The sequence below is a fragment of the Methylobacterium sp. DB0501 genome (assembly GCF_011043735.1).
GTDB lineage: Bacteria > Pseudomonadota > Alphaproteobacteria > Rhizobiales > Beijerinckiaceae > Methylobacterium > Methylobacterium alsaeris.
This window is the reverse complement of sequence record NZ_JAAKGV010000011.1, coordinates 43,987-63,104: the sequence shown is the minus strand read 5'-3', so window position 1 is coordinate 63,104 and position 19,118 is coordinate 43,987. Positions and strand designations below refer to the sequence as shown.

The following is a 19,118-nucleotide window of genomic DNA, read 5'->3' as shown; positions in this document are numbered from 1 at the left end:
GATCTCCTCCCCCGTCTCGCGGGCGTTCAAGGGACGTGCAGCAGAGGCGAGCGCGGTCCCGCGCGCAAGCCGGACCTAAGCAGACTTGCATTGGCAGGCCAACGCTTCGTCCGCCTAGACTCTTGTTTTAGCGCAGATTTTTGTCGCAAAACCGGCAACCGCTCTTGCGGAATCTGCTGACGTCAGGATGACCCGGACAGGTTAAAGGTTCAGGCGGATCGCCACCGAGCGGGCATGCCCGTCGAGCCCCTCCGAGCGGCCGAGGGCCACCGCGGCGGGGCCGAGCGCCCGCAGGGCCTCCGGCGTGCAGGAGAGGAGCGAGGTCCGCTTCATGAAGTCGAGCACGCCGAGGCCGGAGGAGAACCGGGCCGAGCGGGCGGTCGGCAGGACGTGGTTGGGTCCCCCGACATAGTCGCCGATCGCTTCCGGCGTGTGGGCGCCGAGGAAGATCGCCCCGGCATTGCGCACCCGCGCCGCCAGATCCTCGGCATCCGCCGATTCGATCTCCAGGTGCTCGGGCGCGAGGCGGTCGACGAGGGGGATCGCGTCGGACAGGCGCTCCACCCGTACGATCGCGCCGTAGTCGCGCCAGCTCGCCGTGGCGATCTCCCGGCGCGGCAGGGTCGTCAGCTGTCCCTCGACCGCCGATGCCACGGCCTCGGCGAGGGCGTCGCTGTCGGTGACCAGGATCGCCTGGGCGGCCATGTCGTGCTCGGCCTGGGCGAGGAGGTCGGCGGCGACCCAGTCCGGGTTGGCCGAGGAATCGGCGAGGATCAGCACCTCGGAGGGGCCGGCGATCATGTCGATGCCGACCTGGCCGAACACCCGGCGCTTGGCCGCCGCCACGTAGGCGTTGCCCGGGCCGACGATCTTGGCGACCGGCCTGATCGTCGCCGTGCCGTAGGCCAGGGCCGCCACGGCCTGGGCGCCGCCGACCCGGAAGACCTCGTCGACACCGGCGAGCTTCGCGGCGGCCAGCACCAGCGGGTTGGTGATCCCGTCCGGCGTCGGCACCACCATGGCGAGGCGCGGCACGCCCGCGACCTTGGCCGGTACCGCGTTCATCAGCACCGAGGACGGGTAGCTCGCGGTGCCGCCCGGCACGTAGAGGCCGACGGATTCGAGCGCCGTCCAGCGCCAGCCGAGGGTGACGCCGAGCGCGTCGGTCTCGCGGTGGTCGGCCGGCACCTGGGCGCGGTGGTAGGTCTCGATCCGCGCCTTGGCGAGCGCCAGGGCGTCGAGGGCTTCGCCCGAGCAGGCGGCGGTCGCGGCGTCGATCTCCTCGCGCGAGACCCGGATGGTCTCGGGGGTGAGGTCGAGCCGGTCGAAGCGCTTGCTGTAGTCGATCAGCGCCGCGTCGCCGCGATCGACCACGTCGCGGATGATGTCGCGCACCGCGACGTCGACATCCTCCGCCACCTCGCGCTTGACCGAGAGCAGGCGGGCGAACTGCGCCTCGAAATCGGGGTCGCGGGAATCGAGGCGCTGCATGCTGTGTCCGGTCTCGTGGTCGGCGGGCGGAAGGTTCGAGCAGGACCCGCCGACTGCCAAAAAATTCAGGCGGCGTCGAGAGGCCTGTCGAGCGAGCCGTGCAGCGGCTTGCTGTCGGCCTGCCAGACCGGGCCCAGATCCTTCATCGCCGCCTCGATGCATTCGAGTTCGAGCCGGATCGCGCCGCCGCCGGAGAAGACCAGGGTCGCGGTGCCGGACGGCGCCTCGCCGGGCTCGAAGGTGACGGCGAGGAGTTCGAGCGGGGTGTCGGGCTCATCGCGGGAGATGTTGCGGCAGCGGACGCCGAGCACCCGGTCGAAATGCAGGCCGGTCAGCCGCCGCCGGGGCGGGGCGCCGTCCGGGCATTCCCAGTCGAAGCGCCGCGCCACCAGGGCGAAGCGGCGCTCCCGGGGCAGGTAGGCGAGGTCTCCGGTCCGCAGGACCGCATCCTGAAGGTGGGTCGAGATGACCGCGAGATCGTCGGCGTCGAGGGCAGCGAGCTTCAGGAGCTCCATCTCCGCGTCCTTCACTGTCGGCGTCCCTGTGCTGGGGGCCGGCCGTGACGGCGGCGCGGCCCGTGCTGTCGGAATGATACCGACGGTAGGTGGCGATGCCCCCCGCCGACGACAACCGCCGGCCGGTGGACGGCGTGCGGCCGAGACTCCTCTCCGGTCAAGTCTCCTCGCCCGTCGGAGGCCCTTCGTCATTTCCGGCTGTCGCAACGGCACCGAATCGCCTCAGCCGGCGTTCATGTCCGACCGCCTAGCCTGACCATCAAGAGAGGTTCGGCTCGATCCGGACCCTGACAGTCGATCGAAGGAGAGTTTCGTGAAGACCGTGATGACCGCGGCCCTGGCCGCCCTGACCCTCGGCCTCGGCGTCGCGCCCGCCTTCGCGCAATACGGCTACGACGACGAGTATCGCCCCCGCCGCCGCTACGAGGAGCGCTACGACTACGATCGTCCGCGCTACCGCGACGAGTACGAGCGCCCGCGCTATCGCGGCGAGTATGGCGGCGGCCGCATCGGCCGGATCTGCGTCACCGCCCGCGGCAACTGCCCGACCCGCCCGGCGCCCCTCAACAGCTCCTGCGGCTGCGAGGTTCCGGGCTTCGGCTTCAAGCGCGGCGCCATCGGGTACTGAGCGAGGCGGTGCGAGGACGGCATCGCCGCCCTCGCACCGGTTGCCGTGCACCGGCAGGATCACGGTCCGGCCCGAGCCACGCCCTTTCCCGCACGGCTGGACCGGCCTTGAGGAAGGCGAAGGCCGCGCCCGGAAATCGCGTCAATCCCAGATGTCCGCGTTCAGGATCTCGTGCGCCAGCGCCCGGCTCGGCTCCCGGTGCAGCCCCGGGCCGGACAGCACGAACTCGACATCGGCCAGCCGCGGCAGGTCGGGATGCGCCAGCTCCTGCAGGCCGTCCGGGATCAGGCTGCGGGGCTGCGCCATCACGCCGACCCCGGCGAGCGCCGCGGCGCGCAAGCCGCTCAGGCTGGCGCAGGTGCAGGTGACCCGGAACGCCCGGCCCTCCTGCGCGAGCGCGGCGAGCGCGATCGCCCGGGTGATGCTGGGGGGCGGAAAGCTCGCCAGCGATACCGGCTCGCCCCGCTCCGGAAGGGCGGTGGGAAGCCCGACCCAGACCAGCCGGTCGCGCCGTACCAGCATGCCCTGCGTCTCGCCGACATGGCGCTTGCCGAGCACGAGATCGAGCTCGCCGCGGGCCAGCGCGTCGTTGAGGAAGCCGGTCAGCGCCACGCTCAGCTCGAGGTCGACCGACGGGTAGGCCTCGCGGAAATCGCGAAGCACCTCCGACAGCCGGCTCTGCACGAAATCCTCCGAGGCGCCGAACCGCACCTTGCCGCGCACCGGCCCGCCGGCGAGCGCCCGCTCCAGCCGCTCATGCGCGTCGAGCACCGTGCGGGCGAAGCCCAGGACCGTCTCGCCCTCCGGGGTCAGCGCCACCGAATGGGTGTCGCGCGCCACCAGCCGGCGCCCCAGCTGCGCTTCGAGCCGCTGGACGTGCTGGCTCACCGTCGACTGGCCGAGGCCGAGCTGCTCGGCCGCCCGGCTGAAGCTGCGGCTGCGCACCACCGCCGCCAGGGTGCGAAGCAGCACGGGATCGATCAGGCGGGTGATGATGGCTCTCCGCATCCTGCATGAACGACGCACAGGTTATCGCATTTCACGATAACTGTAATCCCGGTGCCCTGCGTACCCTTCCGGGGAGGGGCCGATTAGGTTGGTTCGGCCATTTCCCCGATCCCGAACGCGGCCCGACATGCTCTCCCGATTCCGCCCCGACACCTTCACGCTGATGATCGTCGGCGCCCTGATCCTCGGCAGCGTCCTGCCGGTGCAGGATCGGGCCGCCGAATGGCTCGGCGTCTTCGCCAACGGCATGATCGCGCTCCTGTTCTTCCTGCACGGCGCCCGCATCGACCGGCAGACGGCGCTCGCCGGCCTGGTGCATTGGCGCCTGCACCTCGTGGTCTTCGCCTCGACCTTCGTGCTGTTCCCGGTCCTCGGCCTGGCCGCCGGCCTGCTCAGCCCGACCCTGCTGACCCCGGCGCTGGCCGCCGGCGTGCTGTTCCTGTGCGTGCTGCCCTCGACCGTGCAATCCTCCATCGCCTTCACGTCGGTGGCGGGCGGCAACGTGCCGGCGGCGATCTGCTCGGCCTCGGCCTCGAACATCCTCGGCATGTTCATCACCCCGCTCCTCGTCGCGGTGCTGCTGAACTCGCAGGGGAACCACCACGGCTTCGACTGGGCGGCGGTGGCTAAGATCATGGCGCAGCTGCTGCTGCCCTTCGTCCTCGGACAGTTGCTGCAGCCGCGGCTCGGCCGGTGGCTGACCCGGCACAAGCCGCTGACCATGGTGGTCGACCGCGGCTCGATCCTGCTGATCGTCTACATCGCCTTCAGCCACGCGGTGGCGACGGGCCTGTGGAGCCGCACGCCGCTGCCGGCGCTGGCCACCATGCTGGTCGTCGACCTCGTCCTCCTCGCCGTGGTCCTGTCGATCACCACCGCCGCGAGCCGCCTCCTCGGCTTCTCGAAGGAGGACGAGATCACCATCGTGTTCTGCGGCTCGAAGAAGAGCCTGGCCTCAGGCGTGCCGATGGCGAACGTGATCTTCGCCGGCCAGGATGTCGGCGGCATCCTGCTGCCCTTGATGCTGTTCCACCAGGTCCAGCTCATGGCCTGTGCCGCGCTCGCTCGCCGCTACGCCGAGCGGACGCAGGCGATGCTGGCCGCCGAGGAGGGCCCGGCCCGGGCCGGCGTGGCCCCGGCCGCCGTCAAGCTCGCGGCGCGCTGACGAGGGCTCGCGGCGCGTTGACGAAGGATTCACGTCGTCGCGTCATTCTCCTGGTCGAGCCAGGTTGCGTAACGGCTCGCGTGAGTGTCCGGCCCCGTCGCGTGTTCCGCGGCGGGGCCGCGCCGTTTCATGGGGCCGTTCGCTGCTTGCGCGATCCTTCCGAGTCACGACCTCAGGATGAGGTCGCGGGCGGGACGAGGATCCCCGGATCTTTCGTATTCCATTAACCGCATTGCTTCAGCCGGCGCACACCATCCCGCCCCTAGCCTCCCTGGGTGCCGTCACCCGAGGAGGCGCCCGATGACCACGTTCGTCCTGCCGCGCCGCGACCTCGCGGGCATGCCGTTCCTGCAGGCCTTGCGCGGCTTCGGCCTCGTCCTGATGGCGGCGTTCATCTTCTTCGCCTGCTTCGCCTTCTCGGACACCTCGCCCTACGACATCGTGGCGATCCCGACGATCGTGCTCTGGGTCCTGCTCGGCGTGCGGCTCTACCGGGGGGCGGTCCCGCTGGTCATGGTACTGCTCGTCTATGTCGGCGCCACGGTGGTGGCCCTGATGCCCTATCTCGACGAGGAACTGCCGCCGGTCTGGACGGTACAGCTGTGCTACCTCGCCGTCACCGGCATCTTCTTCACGATGTTCTTCTCCGACGAGTCCGACCGGCGGGTCGAGCTCGCCCTCAAGGTCTACACCGCCAGCACGCTGCTCAGCGCCGGCCTCGGCATCGGCGGCTATCTCGGGCTGATCGGCAACGAGGACCTGTTCAGCAAGTACGGCCGGGCCTCGGGCACCTTCCAGGACCCGAACGTGTTCGGCTCGTTCCTGACCCTCGGCGCCTTCTACCTGCTGCACGACCTGCTCACCGGCCGGGCCCGGCGCCCGCTCCTGGCGGGCCTCGGCCTCGCGGTGATCCTCGCCGGCGTGTTCCTGTCGTTCTCCCGCGGCTCCTGGGGCGGCACCGCGGCGATGGGCGCCCTGATGGTGGTGATGCTCTACCGCACCAGCGCCCCGCGCTTGCGCCGCCGCATCGTGCTCCTCGCCGCCCTGACGGCGGGGTTCGGGGCGGTCGCCCTCGTCGGCCTCCTCTCCATCGGCGAGGTCCACGAGACCTTCGCCAAGCGCGCCGCCGTCACGCAGGATTACGACGAGGGCGAGACCGGCCGCTTCGGCAACCAGCTGCGCGGCATCGGCATGCTGATCGAGGATCCGCTGGGGATGGGGCCCCTGCGCTGGCGCCGCACCTTCAACCTCGAGCCGCACAATTCCTATATCGGCGCCTTCGCCAATGGCGGCTGGGTCGCCGGCGTCGCCTTCGTGTTCCTGGTGCTGATGACCACCCGGGTGGGGTTCCGGCTGATGAGCCAGGACACGCCCTACCGCCGGCACGCCCAGATCGTGGTGCCGGCCCTGCTGATGTTCTTCCTCCAGGCGATGCAGATCGACATGGAGAAGTGGCGCCACGTCTACATGATGCTCGGCATCGTGTGGGGGCTGGAGGCGGCGCGGGTGCGCTGGCTGGCCGGCGGGCGGGCGTAGCGGCCGGGCCCTGCGGAGGTCCGTCGAGGCGCGGGGACGGTCCGCCATACCGATGGGACTAGAGCCCGGACGGATATGGGCCTATGTGGGCGCGAGCCCACTGAACCCCGCGCCCGCCTGCCCGCCATCGCGCCGGCGGGCCGCGGCGACCGTATCTTCTTCTGCGAGACCCGATGCCCAAGCCCGCGAAGGCCGAGAAGGCCGCCACCCTCAAGCCCCGCCTGCCGCGCGGCCTCGTCGACCGCGGGCCGGCCGAGATCGCCGCCACCCACCGGATGCTGGAGAAGATCCGCGAGAGCTTCGAGCTCTACGGCTTCGAGGCGGTCGAGACCCCGTTCATCGAGTATACCGAGGCACTCGGCAAGTTCCTGCCCGACCTCGACCGGCCGAACGAGGGCGTATTCTCGTTCCAGGACGACGACGAATCCTGGCTGTCCCTGCGCTACGACCTGACGGCGCCGCTCGCCCGCTACGTCGCCGAGCATTTCGATGCCCTGCCCAAGCCCTATCGCAGCTACCGCGCCGGCTACGTCTTCCGCAACGAGAAGCCGGGCCCGGGCCGCTTCCGCCAGTTCATGCAGTTCGATGCCGACATCGTCGGCGCCCCGACCGTCGCGGCGGATGCCGAGATCTGCATGATGGCCGCCGACACCCTGGAACGTGTCGGCATCGGCCGCGGCGACTACGTCGTGAAGGTCAACAACCGCAAGGTCCTCGACGGCGTCATGGAGGCGATCGGGCTCGGCGGCGACGATCAGGCCGGCCGGCGCCTCACCGTGCTGCGGGCGATCGACAAGCTCGACCGGCTCGGGCCCGACGGCGTGCGCCTGCTGCTGGGCCCCGGCCGCAAGGACGAGAGCGGCGACTTCACCAAGGGCGCCGGCCTCGCCGACGAGGCGATCGAGCGCATCCTGCGCTACGTCTCGTTCCAGGCCGCCCCCACCGAGGGTGGCGACCGCCTCGCCTTCTGGGAGAATTTTTTCGGCGGCTGGGGCGAGGTCGTCGGCTCCTCCGAGACCGGGCGCCAGGGCATCGCCGAGTTGCACGCCATCATGAAGCTGTGCGAGGCGGCGGGCTACGGCCACGACCGGGTGCGGGCCGACCCGTCGGTGGTGCGCGGCCTCGAATATTACACCGGCCCGGTCTTCGAGGCCGAGTTGACCTTCCCGGTCGTCAACGAGGACGGCCAGACCGTGCGCTTCGGCTCGGTGGCCGGCGGCGGGCGCTATGACGGGCTCGTCGGCCGCTTCCGCTCCGAGCCGGTGCCGGCGACCGGGTTCTCGGTCGGCGTCTCGCGCCTGTTTTCCGCCCTCCAGGTGGTCGGCAGCCCGATCGTGTCGGGGAGGAGCGCCCCCGGTCCGGTGGTGGTGCTGGTGCTCGACCGCGAGGAGACCGCCGCCTACCAGGCCCTCGTCGCGGGCTTGCGCCAGGCCGGCATCCGGTCCGAGCTCTATCTCGGCGCCTCCGGCATGAAGGCCCAGATGAAGTACGCCGACCGCCGCGGCGCTCCTTGCGTCGTCATCCAGGGCAGCGACGAGCGGGCGAAGGGCGAGGTTCAGATCAAGGACCTGATCGAGGGAGCCAAGGCCGCCGAGGCGATCGCCAGCAACGCCGAGTGGAAATCCGCCCGGCCGGCGCAGTTCTCGGTGCCGGTGGACGAGATGGTGGCGCGGGTGCGCGAGGTGCTGGCGCGGCATGATAGCGTTTCCGGACGATGACTTCCGGAAACGCTATCACCAGCCCGCGCGGCGTCTGAGCGAAGCCGAAATCCGCATTGCGAACGCGATTGCGCAGCGATCGCCGAGCACTCAGTCGGATGTCGTATGACGGGGGGGTGAGGGCCGTTGGCTGCACGCACGTCCCGCGGGCCCAAGGCCGTCCGGTCAGGAGAAAGGCGCGGGATCCCCTTTTCCACGCGGGGGAGGGGATCCCCGCGCTCGTATCCAAAAGATCTTTTCCCTGGGCGGTCCGGATTTCCCGGCCAAAGGACTTTGCCGGGTTCTCCATCCGACCTCACGTCGTGACCGGCAGGACCGGGACCGACGTCGATGCATCCGCGTCGGCGATCCGTTCGGATCGCCTCACGTCCATGCCCGTCCCCGGCGCGTCGAGTCGGATCCGCCGTCCGCAGGATGACGGCGAGGGTCCGACCCCGCGCCCGCCGCTCCGCCAGCACGTCCGTGCGCCCGGCAACGCGAGTGCGGTGGATCGCAAGGCGTCGCGGGACCCGCGGGCCGCGGGTTCCCGGTCGTCGCCGCGAAGGTGAAGGCGCTGGTCGGGCACTCGTGTAGCCCACGCCCCCTCCTGGAGCCTCGGCGTCCCGGATGGCGGTTCGTCGCGGACGATTCGGCACGACCGACGACAGGGAGCGGCGCCCGACGGTACCACGATCGGGCGCCGCTCTCGCATGAGACCGTTGACGGAGGAGTCCTTCCGGCAACGGTCTCATGCGGCGCTCGAGCGAAGCCGAAATCCACGTTGCGACGCGATCAGCCGGATTTCTCGTGAGATCGGTCCGGATCGGTTCCTCTCCTGCCTGCCGACCGACCCTCACCTACCGACCGGCACGATCCGCCCCCACCGGACGACCCGATCGGCCGGACCTCCGTCGTGACCATTGTGGGTTGCATAAGGTCTTACCGACTCTATTTCACGTATAATATTTCAACAAGTCAATTTCAAGTTGTGGAAACATCGGTAAAAATCCACACTTTACCATTCGTCATGACGCTCTAGCTTCCGGTTTGCCCTGGAAACGGGTGATGCGACCGTAGTTTCGTTACGGCAGAGGAGCGAACGTGTCAGAGACATGGCGCCGTTTCGCCAGGATGGGCGCGACGATCACGCTCGGCTGCGGCCTGTCCGGCTGCACCCTGCGGGTGCTCGATCCCGCCGGCCCGGTCGGGATGCAGGAGCGGACGATCCTGCTCAACGCGTTCGTCGTCATGCTCTTCATCATCATACCCACGATGGCGGCGACGCTCGCCTTCGTCTGGTGGTACCGGCCGGGCAACCCCAGGGCCGTGCGCCGGCCGCACTGGAGCTTCTCGGGCCGCGTCGAGATCGTCACCTGGTCGATCCCGCTCATGACGGTGATGTTCCTCGGCGGCATCGCGTGGATCGGCAGCCACGACCTCGACCCCGGCAAGCCCTTGACCAGCCCCGAGAAGCCGCTCGAGGTGCAGGTCGTCTCGCTCGATTGGAAGTGGCTCTTCCTCTATCCGGAGGCGCGCGTCGCGAGCCTCAACCGGCTCGTGATCCCGGTCGGCCGGCCGGTCCGGTTCCGCCTCACCTCGGCGAGCGTCTGGAACGGCTTCTTCGTGCCCCGGCTCGGCTCGATGATCTACACGATGAACGGGATGGCGACTCGGCTCAACCTCCAGGCGGACCGGGAGGGGAGCTTCCTCGGCCTGTCCTCGCACCTGAGCGGCGACGGCTTCGCCGACATGACCTTCGAGACCCGCGCGGTCCCGGAGGCCGCCTTCGCCGCCTGGATCGGCGGCGCGCAGGGCTCGACCGACACGCTCGACGACGACGCCTACCGGGCGCTGTCGCGGCAGAGCAGCAAGGTCCCGCCGAAGACCTTCCGGCTCGCCGATGACGGCCTCTTCGACCGGATCGTCGCGCAGGCGCTCCCGCCGGGCCCCGGGCCGGTGAGCGGCCGGCCCGATCCGACCGTGTCTCCCCGCCAAGGAAACTGATCGTGCTCGGCAAGCTCTCCCTCGCGGCGATCCCGCTCGATCAGCCGATCCCGCTCTTTGCCGGCGCCTTCGTCGGCCTCGTCCTCCTCGGCATCATGGCCTGGATCGTGCTGGCCGGGCACCTGCCCTACCTCTGGCGCGAGTGGATCACCTCGGTCGACCACAAGCGCATCGGCGTGATGTACGTGATCTTCGCCCTCGTGATGCTGCTGCGCGGCTTCACCGACGCGATGATGATGCGCTCGCAGCAGGCCCTCGCCTTCGACGCGCCGGGCTACCTGCCGCCCGAGCACTACAACCAGATCTTCTCCGCCCACGGCACGATCATGATCTTCTTCGTGGCGATGCCGTTCATGATCGGGCTGATGAATTTCGTACTGCCGCTCCAGCTCGGGGTGCGCGACGTCGCCTTCCCGACGCTGAACTCGGTGTCGTTCTGGCTCACCTGCACCGGCGCGCTCCTCGTCAACCTGTCCCTCGTCGTCGGCGAGTTCCAGCGCACCGGCTGGCTGCCCTACCCGCCGCTCTCGGAAATCACCTACTCGCCCGGGGTCGGGGTCGATTACTGGCTGTGGGCCTTGTCCATCTCCGGCATCGGCACGCTGATGACCGGCATCAACTTCGTCACCACCATCCTGAAGATGCGTGCACCCGGCATGAGCTACCTGCGCATGCCGATGTTCTGCTGGACCGCGCTCGCCACCAACCTGCTGATCGTCGCGGCCTTCCCGATCCTCACCGCGGTCTCCGCGATGCTGATCCTCGACCGCTATCTCGGCTTCCACTTCTTCACCGACACGGCCGGCGGCAACTCGATGCTGTTCATGTCGCTGATCTGGGCCTGGGGGCACCCGGAGGTCTACATCCTGATCCTGCCCGCCTTCGGGATCTTCTCGGAGGTGGTCTCGACCTTCTCGGGCAAGCCGCTCTTCGGCTACCGTTCGATGGTGCTCGCCACGATGGCGATCTGCATGCTCGCCTTCATGGTCTGGCTGCATCACTTCTTCACGATGGGGGCGGGCGCCGACGTCAACGGCGTCTTCGGCATCCTGTCGATGATCATTGCGGTGCCGACGGGCGTGAAGATCTTCAACTGGCTGTTCACCATGTATGGCGGCCGCGTGCGGATGAGCGCCGCCATGCTCTGGTCGATCGGCTTCATGCTCACCTTCGTGGTCGGCGGCATGACCGGGGTGATGCTGGCCATCCCGCCGGTGGACTTCGTCCTCCACAACTCCACCTTCCTGATCGCGCATTTTCACAACGTCATCATCGGCGGCGTGCTGTTCGGGGCGTTTGCCGGCTACACCTACTGGTTCCCGAAGGCCTTCGGCTTCCGGCTGCACGAGGGCTGGGGCAAGGCCGCGTTCTGGTGTTGGCAGGTCGGCTTCTGGCTCGCCTTCGGGCCGCTCTACGTCACCGGCCTCGACGGGATGACGCGCCGCCTCCAGCATTACGACGTGCCGGAATGGCGGCCCTGGCTCCTCGTCGCGCTCCTCGGGGCAGTCACCATCCTCGCCGGCATCGCCTGCCAGGCCGTGCAGCTGGTGGTCTCGATCCGGCACCGCGACGCCTTGCGCGACACGACGGGCGATCCCTGGGACGGGCGGTCCCTCGAATGGTCCACCGCCTCGCCGCCGCCCGCCTTCAACTTCGCGGTGCTGCCGGACGTCCACGGGGAGGAGCCGTACTGGACGGTCAAGGAACGGGCCCGGGAGCAGCATGTACTGCCCGAGCCGCCGCGCTACGCACCGATCGCGGTGCTGCGCAACAGCCCGACCGGCTTCGTCTGCGCCTTCTTCGCCACCCTGATCGGCTTCGCGATGATCTGGCACATCTGGTGGATGGCGATCGCGGGCGGCGTCGGCGCCTACCTCACCTTCGCGGTCTTCGCCTGGCGCGACCGCACGGAGGACGAGATCCCGGCCGACGAGGTCGCCCGGATCGACGCCCAGAACCGCCGCGCGCGGCGCGACATCTACGCCACGATGGAGACGGTCCGTTGAGCGCCTCGACCGCACCCCTCGCCGCGGGCCCCGGAACGCCGATTCCACGCCCCCCCGATCCCTACCGCCTCGGGCGCAATCCGGGTGGGGAGAGCCCGGCCACCGGCCATGGCAGCGGCGGACCGGCGCCGACCGCGATCGTGGTGAGCTACGGCTTCTGGATCTTCATCCTCGCGGACGTCATCACCTTCTCGACGCTGTTTGCCGCCTTCGCCGTCCTGAAGGACGCGACGGCGGGCGGCCCCGCCGCGGCCGACCTCGTCGACCGGGGCACCCTCGCCCTCGAGACGGCCTGCCTGCTTCTGTCGAGCTTCACCTGCGGCCTCGCGACGGTGGCGATGCGGGTCCGCAACCGGTTCTGGTTTCAGGTCGCGATGCTGGCGACCGTGGTGCTCGGCGCCGGCTTCCTCGTCCTGGAAGCCCGGGAATTCGCCGGGCTGGTCGCGCAAGGGGCGGGGCCGACCCGCTCCGCCTTCCTGTCGGCCTTCTTCACCCTGGTCGGCTGCCACGGCGTCCACGTCACGGCCGGCCTTCTCTGGGCGCTGACCATGATGGCCCAGGTCGCCGCCAAGGGGTTCCGGGACGACGTCGTCCGCCGCACGTCCTGCTGGAGCCTGTTCTGGCACGCCCTCGACATCATCTGGGTGGGCGTCTTCACGGTGGCCTACTTGATGGGAGTCAGCGCATGAGCCCCGTGCCGCAAGCCGCCGCCGGACAGGCGGGCGAGGGACATCGGTCCGGCGATGCCGCGCCCGGAGACCAGGGGCAGGCGGGGGAGGGCGTTGCCGCCGCGATCCGGAGCTACCTCGTCGGCCTCGCCCTGGCGGCGCTGCTGACGGCGGTCTCGTTCTGGCTCTCGTACACCCACGTCATCTACGGCCCGGTCGTGAACGTGGCGCTGATCGTGCTCGCCATCGCGCAGATCGGCATCCACCTGGTCTTCTTCCTGCACCTGACGACGGCGCCGGACCACATCAACAATGCCCTCGCGCTCGCCTTCGGGATCCTGGTCGTCGTGCTCCTGATCGGCGGCACCGTTTGGATCATGGGGCACATGAACGCCAACATGATGCCGACGGGCGGGACGATGCCCCTGACCCCGGGATCCGGGATGCATCACTGAGCGGGGGCGGCATCCCGGTTCGATCGGCGACGTGGCAGCCGGACGTGGAACGGCGCCCGATCCCATCTGCGGATCGGGCGCCGTTCCAGGCGTCAGGGTTTGCCGCGTCGTCGCCGACGCGGTCGCGACGATCAGCGCTTGCGATACACGAACACGTCCTGGTGCGCGTCGAGCTGCATCGGCCGGTAGGAGACGGGTTCGAGATCCGGCGCCGCCTCGGCCACCAGCCGCTCGACCGCATCCTTGGTGAACCAGGTCAGGCCGTACTCGTCGGTGTAGTAGGGGTAGCGGGCGTAATAGTACCCGTCCCGTGCCATGGCGGTGAGCACGGCCGGCTTGTCGAGCCAGTATTGCTCGTAGCGCTCCGCCGTCTCGGCCGAGCCCTGGCCGTGAATGGTGAACACCGCGACGCCGCCGGGCTTCAGCGCGCGGGCCACGTCGCGCAGGTTCGAGACCACGAAGTCGCGCGGCAGGTGGGTATAGACCGAGAGCAGGTAGATGAGATCGTAGGTCGCGGACGGCTTGACCGTGGCGCGCTCCATCACCGGCACCTGCGTGGCGCCGAACTCGGATGCGGTGAAGCGGGCGCCCTCGTCGATCACGTCGCAGACCGCGATCCGGTCGCCCGGCAGGCGCCGCGACAGCTCGCGCACGATGCGGCCGTAGCCGCAGCCGATCTCCAGCGCCCGGCCGATCGAGTCCCAGTCGCGCCCGGAATCCCGGAGCGCCGTCTCCAGGATGTCGACGAACTGGCGTGCGCCCGTCGTGTAGCTCGCGACCCGGTCGGGGGCCGTCGAGGTCAGCATGAAGTCGTTGTAGTGGGCCCGCCCGATGCCGGCGACCGGCCGCGCACCGAGGCGCGAGCCGAGCGCGAACCGCGCCTTGCGCCCGACGGCGTAGAGGGCCGGCGAGCGCTTGATGACGTTGAGCATCCCGGGCGGGATCAGCTTGGTCGAGAGAGAGGGCACGGGTTCGCTCCGCCTGGGGCCGCTCTCGCCCGGGGGCGGTCGAGAGTGGCCGCACGATGCCGCGCCCCGGCCACCCGGACAACGATTGACGCGGCTCAAGCCTAACGGAGGCTTGAGCCCGCCGGACGCATCCGCCGGACCGGGCTCATCGAGCCTGCCTTGGGCTTTTCGAGCCGATCGTCTGCAAGTGAACTTACACCCGCTCGCGCCGGATCTCCGCGCCGCAGCGCACGAGCTTGGCCTCCAGCGCCTCGAAGCCGCGGTCGAGGTGGTAGACGCGGTTGATCTGGGTCTCGCCCTCGGCGGCAAGCCCGGCGATCACCAGGGAGACCGAGGCGCGCAGGTCGGTCGCCATCACGGGCGCCCCTTTCAGGCGCTCGACGCCCTCGACCACCGCCACGTCGCCCTCGAGCCGGATCCTGGCGCCGAGACGGGCCAGCTCCTGCACGTGCATGAAGCGGTTCTCGAAGATCGTCTCGCGGATGCGCGACTGGCCCCGGGCCTTGGTCATCAGGGCCATGAACTGGGCCTGGAGGTCGGTCGGGAAGCCGGGGAACGGATCGGTGGTGATGTCGACCGCCGCGATGCCGTGGCCGTTGCGGCGCACCCGGATGCCGTGATCGAGCGGCGTCACCTCGGTGCCGGTGGTGGCCAGGATGTCGAGGGCGCTGTGCAGCAGGTCGGCCCGGGTATTTTCCAGGGTCACGTCGCCGCCGGTCATCGCCACCGCCATGGCGTAGGTGCCGGTCTCGATCCGGTCGGGCAGCACCGCGTGCCGGGCGCCGGAGAGGCGCGACACGCCCTCGATCATGATCCGGGGCGTGCCGGCGCCCTCGATCCGCGCGCCCATCCGGGAGAGGCAGGCGGCCAGATCCACCACCTCCGGCTCGCGGGCGGCGTTCTCGATCACCGTGGTGCCGTGAGCGAGCACCGCCGCCATCAGGGCGACATGGGTGCCGCCGACCGTGACCTTCGGGAACTTGATCTCGCCGCCGCGCAGGCCGTTCTTCGTGCGCGCCACCGCGTAGCCGCCGTCGATCTCGATCGTGGCGCCGAGCGTCTCCAGCGCCATCAGCAGCAGGTCGACCGGGCGCGTGCCGATGGCGCAGCCGCCCGGCAGCGAGACCCGGGCCTCGCCGAAGCGGGCCAGCAGCGGCGCGATCACCCAGAAGCTCGCCCGCATGGTCGAGACCAGGTCGTAGGGGGCCGTGGTGTCGATGACGTTCGACGCGGTGAGCCGGATGGTCTGGCCGGCCTCGGTGGTCTGGCCCGGACGCTTGCCGACCACCATGTGGTCGACGCCGTGATTGCCGAGGATGCGCAGCAGCGACGCCACGTCGGCGAGCCGGGGCACGTTCGAGAGTTCCAGCGTCTCGCCGGTGAGCAGGCTGGCGATCATCAGCGGCAGCGCCGCGTTCTTGGCGCCCGAGATCGGGATGATGCCGTGAAGCGGCTTGCCGCCGACGATGTGGATGCGATCCATGGTGACAACGTCCCTCGCGCGCCGCGGCGCGTCCCGGGCGCCCCGTGAGCGCGCCCTGATTCCGAAAACCCGATTATTGCACCGCAGCAATGCGACTGCTACGCTTGGGCGTCAACGCTCATCCCCCGCGGTTCGATCCGCCGGCGGTTCCGGCGACGTTTCGCCGGGTGCCTCCACCTCGGCCGCCTCGCGCCCCCGCGCCTGGGCCTTGCGGCGCTTGAGGTTGTCCCGCAGGGCGGCCTTCAACCGCTGCTCCCGCGTTCCCTCGCCCTGCCCGCTCATCGCGCGCGACCCTTCGTCGCCATGACCAATTTCCCGCTTCCGTGCCCGCGCGGGAGGCGTCAGAACGCCTGCCTCGCCCTCGACTTTTTCAAAAGACAAAGCCGTCGCATTTGAGCGAGATCAAGGCGCGACCAGCGGCGTCCCGGCGATTCGGCCGTCCGCCGCGCGGACCGGCTCCTCCCCGGGGTCAGGCCCGGTCCCGCCCCCGGACGGCACGTCCGGCCAGACCGCGAAGGACCACGATGCCCGAGACCCGGCCCGAGACCCGCCCCGACACCGTTCAGGGCGCGACCGATTACCAGGCCCTCTTCCGCGGCGCCCTCGAGCGCCTGCACGGCGAGCGCCGCTACCGCGTCTTCGCCGACATCGAGCGCATCAACGGCCGCTTTCCCGCCGCCCAGTGGCGCCGGCCGGACGGCTCCACCCGCGAGATCACCGTGTGGTGCTCGAACGACTATCTCGGCATGGGCCAGCACCCGGCGGTGGTGGGCGCCCTGACCGAGACCGCGCGGCGCTGCGGCGTCGGCGCCGGCGGCACCCGCAACATCGCCGGCAACAACTCGCCGCTCGTCGACCTGGAGCGCGAGCTCGCCGACCTGCACGGCAAGGAGGCGGGCCTCGTCTTCACCTCCGGCTACGTCTCGAACCAGGCCGGCATCTCGACGATCGCCAGGCTGATCCCGAACTGCCTGATCCTGTCGGATGCCTTCAACCACAACTCGATGATCGAGGGCGTGCGCCAGTCGGGCTGCGACAAGCGCATCTTCCGCCACAACGACCTCGCCCATCTCGAAGAGCTGCTGATCGAGGCCGGCGACCGGCCGAAGCTGATCGCCTTCGAGAGCGTGTACTCGATGGACGGCGACGTGGCGCCGATCAGCCGCATCTGCGACCTCGCCGAGCGCTACGGCGCCCTGACCTATCTCGACGAGGTCCACGCGGTCGGCCTCTACGGCCCGCGCGGCGCCGGCATCGCCGAGCGCGACCGGGTGATGCACCGGGTCGACGTGATCGAGGGGACGCTCGCCAAGGGCTTCGGCTGCGTCGGCGGCTACATCACCGGCTCGGCGGCGCTCTGCGACGCGGTGCGCAGCCACGCCGCCGGCTTCATCTTCACCACGGCGCTGCCGCCGGCGATCGCGGCGGCCGCCATTGCGTCGATCCGCCATCTCAAGCAGTCCGGCGCCGAGCGCGAGGCGCATCAGCGCCAGGCCGCCCGCACCAAGGCGGCCCTCCTCGATGCCGGCCTGCCGGTGCTCGCCACCGACACCCACATCGTCCCGGTGATGGTTGGCGACGCCGAGTTGTGCAAGGCGGCGGCCGACCGGCTGCTGGAGCGCCACGGCATCTACATCCAGCCGATCAACTATCCGACCGTGCCGCGGGGCACCGAGCGCCTGCGCATCACGCCCTCCCCGTTCCACGGCGAGGCGCATATCGGGGCGCTGCGGGAGGCTCTGGTCGAGGTGTGGGACGCACTCGACCTGCCGCGGGCCGGGACGGTGTTCGTCGAGGCGGCGGAGTAAGCTCTATATTTCCTGGAGCACTGGCGGTGTCCGTCAGTGCTCCTCCCGGCGTGCGGCGTGGCGGATCGTAAATACAATGATCTCGTAGAGTGCCAGATCGACACCGTACAAAATGAGGTACGGGCAGCGCGGCACCGCGAAACGCCGCACATCGCGTCTCTGACGCCTGCCGATTTCCGGATAGGCGAAATGAGCCGAGACGCGGCTTTCAGCTTCGCCTCCACACGCAATGCTGCGCTTGGATTGCGAGCGTAGAGTAATCGGCAATGCGCGCGAGATCCGCTTCGGCTCGATGCGTGAGCCGCAGCTTCATCGCCGAGCACGGCGGAAGGCAGCACTCACGATGTCAATGGCATCGCCTTCAGCGAACTCGCCTCGCTTCGCCTGTGCCATTCCCTCGAGTACGGCTTCCAAGTGCTCTGGCTCGATCTCTTCAGGCTCGCCATCATGCGCGTAGGCCAGCAGCGCTCGCGCCAAATCGTCCTGTGCCTCGGGGGGCATCGCCTCCGACGATACGAAGGCTTGCCGAAGCAGTTCCGTCATCGCTGAATGCCCCCTTCTTCGTGCCGTTCGCCTTCATAGCAAGGATGACGTAGAGGTCCCACCGCTTCGCATCTGACGTTGCGTCATACGCATGAGGAGAACTGCGAGAGCCGGGAGCAAAGCTCCCGGCCGGTCTCAGAGACGCCCCAGCAACCGCTCCACCAACGGGTTCTCTGCCGCGAAGGCGTAGTCGATGCGCCGTACGCTCACCGCCTGGGCTCCGGCCTGGACCAGCGCATCGGCGAGGCCGAACACCGCGTCGGCGGGGCAGCGCAGCACGATCTCCCCCCGTCCCTCCGGCGCGCCGTAGGGCAGTTCGGCCTCGTGCAGGGCGGCGAGGCCCGCGAGGTCGATCTCGCCCGACACCGGCATCCCGGCCCGGACCTCGCGGGTGGTGCGGGCCCGCTCCTCGGCGCTGATCCGGCCGAGCACCGCCTGCACGGCGCGCCGCGGGGTCTCGCTCCAGGAGGCGGCGAGCGAGGCGACGAGGTTCGCCTCCGAGCGCAGGATCACCCCGTCGTCGAGGATCTTCAGCGCGTTCGCCGCGAGGGTCGCGCCCGTGGTGGTGATGTCGACGATGATCTCGGCGCTGCCGGAGGCCGGCGCGCCTTCCGTGGCGCCCAGGCTCTCGACGATGCGATAATCGGCGACACCGTGCTCGGCGAAGAAGCGGCGGGTCAGGTTGACGTATTTGGTGGCGATGCGCAGGCGCCGGCCGTGGCGCACCCGCATGTCGCTCGCCACTTCGTCGAGGTCGCTCATCGAGCGCACGTCGATCCAGGCCTGGGGCACCGCCACCACCACGGTGGCCTGGCCGAAGCCGAGGGGCGTCAGCAGCTCGACCTGGCCGGCGGCGTCCGGCAGGGTCTCGCGGATCAGGTCCTCGCCGGTGATGCCGAGATGGGCCGCGCCGCTGGCGAGCTGGCCGGCGATCTCGGAGGCCGAGAGGAAGCGCACCTCGACCCCGTCCACGCCTTTCAGCCGGCCGCGATAGTCGCGGGCGCCGCTGGTCTGGGCGAGCGTCAGGCCGGCGCGGCCGAAGAAGGCGGCGGCATTCTCCTGCAGGCGGCCCTTCGAGGGCACCGCCAAGACGAGGGGACCATCGAGGGGACCATCGAGGGGAGTGGCAGTCATCGTGTCGCT

Annotated in this window: 16 protein-coding genes; 9 read left to right on the top strand and 7 right to left on the bottom strand. The window is 69.9% G+C overall.

Features of this window, described 5'->3' with window-relative positions:
* Positions 1-201: 201 nt before the first annotated feature.
* Together hisD and G4G93_RS17295 are read right to left on the bottom strand one after the other, a co-directional pair.
* The gene (gene hisD, locus G4G93_RS17300; RefSeq protein ID WP_165085813.1) at positions 202-1,491 is read right to left on the bottom strand and encodes a histidinol dehydrogenase; all 1,290 of its coding nucleotides are present in this window, start codon (positions 1,489-1,491) and stop codon (positions 202-204) included.
* Positions 1,492-1,556: 65 nt separating this feature from the next.
* On the bottom strand, positions 1,557-2,006 hold the full coding sequence (locus G4G93_RS17295; RefSeq protein ID WP_165085812.1) for a DUF2948 family protein: 450 nt from the start codon (positions 2,004-2,006) through the stop codon (positions 1,557-1,559).
* 313 nt (positions 2,007-2,319) lie between these two features.
* On the opposite strand from G4G93_RS17295, the gene G4G93_RS17290 reads away from it, so the two are divergent.
* Entirely contained in the window at positions 2,320-2,634 is a 315-nt protein-coding gene (locus G4G93_RS17290; RefSeq protein WP_312892075.1) for a hypothetical protein, read from the top strand.
* 141 nt (positions 2,635-2,775) lie between these two features.
* On the opposite strand, the gene G4G93_RS17285 is transcribed toward G4G93_RS17290, so the two are convergent.
* Entirely contained in the window at positions 2,776-3,642 is an 867-nt protein-coding gene (locus tag G4G93_RS17285; RefSeq protein WP_206289842.1) for a LysR substrate-binding domain-containing protein, read from the bottom strand.
* Between the two features lie 127 nt (positions 3,643-3,769).
* On the opposite strand from G4G93_RS17285, the gene G4G93_RS17280 reads away from it, so the two are divergent.
* The 7 genes from G4G93_RS17280 (at position 3,770) to cyoD (ending at position 13,173) form a co-directional block, all read left to right on the top strand.
* The gene (locus G4G93_RS17280) at positions 3,770-4,807 is read left to right on the top strand and encodes a bile acid:sodium symporter family protein (protein ID WP_165085810.1); all 1,038 of its coding nucleotides are present in this window, start codon (positions 3,770-3,772) and stop codon (positions 4,805-4,807) included.
* A 300-nt stretch (positions 4,808-5,107) separates the two neighbouring features.
* A complete protein-coding gene (locus G4G93_RS17275; protein ID WP_165085808.1) occupies positions 5,108-6,343 on the top strand; it encodes an O-antigen ligase in 1,236 nt (411 codons plus the stop codon).
* Positions 6,344-6,516: 173 nt separating this feature from the next.
* A complete protein-coding gene (gene hisS, locus G4G93_RS17270; RefSeq protein ID WP_165085807.1) occupies positions 6,517-8,061 on the top strand; it encodes a histidine--tRNA ligase in 1,545 nt (514 codons plus the stop codon).
* Between the two features lie 1,080 nt (positions 8,062-9,141).
* Positions 9,142-10,044: a ubiquinol oxidase subunit II gene (cyoA, locus tag G4G93_RS17265; RefSeq protein WP_312892073.1), complete on the top strand. Its 903-nt coding sequence runs from the start codon at positions 9,142-9,144 to the stop codon at positions 10,042-10,044.
* 2 nt (positions 10,045-10,046) lie between these two features.
* Positions 10,047-12,050, top strand: a complete 2,004-nt coding sequence (locus G4G93_RS17260) for a cbb3-type cytochrome c oxidase subunit I (RefSeq protein WP_165085805.1) — start codon at positions 10,047-10,049, stop codon at positions 12,048-12,050.
* A complete protein-coding gene (locus G4G93_RS17255) occupies positions 12,047-12,739 on the top strand; it encodes a cytochrome (ubi)quinol oxidase subunit III (RefSeq protein WP_206289841.1) in 693 nt (230 codons plus the stop codon). Before G4G93_RS17260 ends, G4G93_RS17255 begins: the two co-directional genes overlap by 4 nt.
* Positions 12,736-13,173: a cytochrome o ubiquinol oxidase subunit IV gene (gene cyoD, locus G4G93_RS17250; RefSeq protein WP_165085803.1), complete on the top strand. Its 438-nt coding sequence runs from the start codon at positions 12,736-12,738 to the stop codon at positions 13,171-13,173. Before G4G93_RS17255 ends, cyoD begins: the two co-directional genes overlap by 4 nt.
* 131 nt (positions 13,174-13,304) lie before the next feature.
* Here cyoD and G4G93_RS17245 read toward each other — a convergent pair whose 3' ends face one another.
* A complete protein-coding gene (locus G4G93_RS17245) occupies positions 13,305-14,141 on the bottom strand; it encodes a class I SAM-dependent methyltransferase (protein ID WP_165085801.1) in 837 nt (278 codons plus the stop codon).
* A 193-nt stretch (positions 14,142-14,334) separates the two neighbouring features.
* Complete coding sequence (murA, locus tag G4G93_RS17240) at positions 14,335-15,624, bottom strand: UDP-N-acetylglucosamine 1-carboxyvinyltransferase (RefSeq protein WP_165085799.1); 1,290 nt, start codon at positions 15,622-15,624, stop codon at positions 14,335-14,337.
* A gap of 524 nt (positions 15,625-16,148) precedes the next feature.
* Here murA and hemA point away from each other — a divergent pair.
* Positions 16,149-17,432 (top strand): 5-aminolevulinate synthase, encoded by a 1,284-nt coding sequence (gene hemA / locus G4G93_RS17235; RefSeq protein WP_165085797.1) that lies wholly within the window; start codon positions 16,149-16,151, stop codon positions 17,430-17,432.
* 309 nt (positions 17,433-17,741) lie between these two features.
* Here the strand turns inward: hemA and G4G93_RS17230 are convergent, their stop codons facing one another.
* Together G4G93_RS17230 and hisG are read right to left on the bottom strand one after the other, a co-directional pair.
* On the bottom strand, positions 17,742-17,975 hold the full coding sequence (locus G4G93_RS17230) for a hypothetical protein (protein WP_165085795.1): 234 nt from the start codon (positions 17,973-17,975) through the stop codon (positions 17,742-17,744).
* Positions 17,976-18,110: 135 nt separating this feature from the next.
* A complete protein-coding gene (gene hisG / locus G4G93_RS17225) occupies positions 18,111-19,109 on the bottom strand; it encodes an ATP phosphoribosyltransferase (protein ID WP_165085794.1) in 999 nt (332 codons plus the stop codon).
* Positions 19,110-19,118: the final 9 nt, after the last annotated feature.

Excerpts from the sequence above, each read along its gene's own strand:
- hisD (WP_165085813.1), bottom strand. The coding sequence starts at position 1,491 with ATGCAGCGCCTCGATTCCCGCGACCCCGATTTCGAGGCGCAGTTCGCC.
- G4G93_RS17275 (WP_165085808.1), top strand. The coding sequence starts at position 5,108 with ATGACCACGTTCGTCCTGCCGCGCCGCGACCTCGCGGGCATGCCGTTC.
- G4G93_RS17295 (WP_165085812.1), bottom strand. The coding sequence starts at position 2,006 with ATGGAGCTCCTGAAGCTCGCTGCCCTCGACGCCGACGATCTCGCGGTC.
- hemA (WP_165085797.1), top strand. The coding sequence starts at position 16,149 with ATGCCCGAGACCCGGCCCGAGACCCGCCCCGACACCGTTCAGGGCGCG.
- cyoD (WP_165085803.1), top strand. The coding sequence starts at position 12,736 with ATGAGCCCCGTGCCGCAAGCCGCCGCCGGACAGGCGGGCGAGGGACAT.
- hisS (WP_165085807.1), top strand. The coding sequence starts at position 6,517 with ATGCCCAAGCCCGCGAAGGCCGAGAAGGCCGCCACCCTCAAGCCCCGC.
- G4G93_RS17285 (WP_206289842.1), bottom strand. The coding sequence starts at position 3,642 with ATGCGGAGAGCCATCATCACCCGCCTGATCGATCCCGTGCTGCTTCGC.
- G4G93_RS17280 (WP_165085810.1), top strand. The coding sequence starts at position 3,770 with ATGCTCTCCCGATTCCGCCCCGACACCTTCACGCTGATGATCGTCGGC.
- murA (WP_165085799.1), bottom strand. The coding sequence starts at position 15,624 with ATGGATCGCATCCACATCGTCGGCGGCAAGCCGCTTCACGGCATCATC.
- hisG (WP_165085794.1), bottom strand. The coding sequence starts at position 19,109 with ATGACTGCCACTCCCCTCGATGGTCCCCTCGATGGTCCCCTCGTCTTG.
- G4G93_RS17230 (WP_165085795.1), bottom strand. The coding sequence starts at position 17,975 with ATGACGGAACTGCTTCGGCAAGCCTTCGTATCGTCGGAGGCGATGCCC.